1 pseudogene is annotated in these 291 nt (G+C 74.6%); it reads right to left on the reverse strand.

The window, feature by feature from the left end:
- A pseudogene (locus tag DSP71_RS23060) lies at positions 1 to 291 on the reverse strand (MATE family efflux transporter); the annotation flags it as partial.

The following is a 291-nucleotide window of genomic DNA, read 5'->3' on the forward strand; positions in this document are numbered from 1 at the left end:
GCGCGGCCAGCGCAGGCGGCGCGCGCGGAGGACGCGGACGGGCTGGGTGACCACGGCGTCCACGACCATCGACCCGTCGGTCGGCCCGACGATCGCGATGGCCGAGGTCTCGGTGGCCTCCGCCGGGTCGATGGGCAGCCGACCGAGGGCGCGGTGCGCGCGGACGTACGCGGGGACGAGCAGGACGATAGCGCCGAGCCAGGCGAGCGGGTTGCTGAGGGCGACTCCGTCGAATCCGATCCACGCGCCCAGCACGATGGCCGCTCCCACGCGCATCACGAGCTCGATCAC

This window comes from Microbacterium sp. H6 (genome assembly GCF_003314775.1).
In the GTDB taxonomy this organism is placed as follows: domain Bacteria; phylum Actinomycetota; class Actinomycetes; order Actinomycetales; family Microbacteriaceae; genus Microbacterium; species Microbacterium oxydans.